Annotated in this window: 2 protein-coding genes; both read right to left on the bottom strand. The window is 33.8% G+C overall.

Annotation, left to right across the window (positions count from 1 at the left end; genetic code table 11):
* Window positions 1–49: 49 nt before the first annotated feature.
* Window positions 50–892 carry an IS3 family transposase gene (locus tag BUC06_RS23290; protein ID WP_262487944.1) on the bottom strand — a complete coding sequence of 281 codons (843 nt, stop codon included), beginning with the start codon at window positions 890–892 and terminating at the stop codon, window positions 50–52.
* 23 nt (window positions 893–915) lie between these two features.
* On the bottom strand, window positions 916–1,391 hold a 476-nt coding region (locus tag BUC06_RS24245; protein WP_394363692.1), incomplete at its 5' end, for a transposase.

Below are 1,391 nucleotides of genomic sequence, written 5' to 3'. Positions count from 1 at the left end.
ATGACTAGTCCTGAAAATCTGATACAGATTAAAGGACAAAAATAAATAATTAAACCAGAGCAAATTTGTTTTTGCTTTGGTTTTTGTTTTTATAAGTTTTCATTTTGATTTTCTTTTGTTGATGCATTTGATTTGGGGTTAAATAATGATTTGAAAAATGAGGTCGTAATTCATTGTAAATTCCAATAGCTTCATTTACTATTTTTCTTCTGAGCGAAGTTTCAATATCATATTTATCGATATCAAATTCTTGTTTTAAAATACCATTCACTCTCTCTGCTACAGCATTTTCATAAGGATCGGAATTCTGCGTCATACTGCATTTTAATTGATATTTTTTCAAAATCCTTTGATACTCATTTGAGCAATATTGTAAGCCTCTATCAGAATGATGAATCAGTGGTTCTTTTTCAATGTTATTGTTTTTTAATGCCTTTCTCAATGCTACGAGACTGCTTTCTGTATTAAGGTTGTCTGCAACATGATACCCAACGATTTTCTTTGAATAGGCATCGGTTATCAAACTTAAATAACTCGGCTTTTTTCTGTTCCCGATATAAGTAATATCTGCCACCCAAACCTGGTTGGGTTTGTTTATACTATAATCCAGAATCAGGTTTTTATGCTTTCTGAATCGATGATGAGAATTCGTTGTGATATGATAGCTCCTCTTGGGTATTATGAGCAAATGATTGGCTCTCAAAATATCAAAAAACTTATCCCTACCTATTTTCAGGGATCTTAAAGGTCCCTTTAATAGAAAATACAGCTTCCTGCCTCCTAATTTTGGCATTTTTACGCGAATATCTTCTACGAGTTTTATCACTTTTGAAGCTTTAGTTTGTGAGTTTTCATACCGCTTGATACTTCTGTAATAGACTTGTCTATCCAATCCGAACAATTCGCAGGTAAAGATTAAGGTTTCTTTCTCTTCACTGCGGAAGCTGGTGATTGTCCGGGTGGTAAGTTTTTTCTGATATCAATATCATATTCTTTCTCAGCAAGATTAATCATCATATCGAAAAATATCACCTTTTTATCCGCGATATAAGCCTGTTTCTCTAAAAATGCTTTCTGCTTTTCCAGCAGTTTAACTTCAGCTTCCAATTCCATAATACGCTGTTCCGGAGTCTTTTTCATGGTAAATGAATTTTGATTTTCCCAATCAAAGTTACCATATTTTCTAAGCCAACTAACAATCGTAGAGCGTGCTTGTATACCGTATTTTTTCCGACAGTCGGTAATTCCTGATTTTCCCGCTTCTATTTCTCTTACTATTTGAAGCTTCAAACTCAAATTGTAATCTCGCTGCGTACGCTTGACGTACTGGGTTTCTAAATGTTCTTCCATAACGATGCTTTTTTTGTGTATCGATATTTCAGGACTAGACA

This window comes from Chryseobacterium carnipullorum (assembly GCF_900142785.1).
Classification (GTDB): domain Bacteria; phylum Bacteroidota; class Bacteroidia; order Flavobacteriales; family Weeksellaceae; genus Chryseobacterium; species Chryseobacterium carnipullorum.
This window is presented reverse-complemented; position numbering and strand designations above follow the sequence as displayed.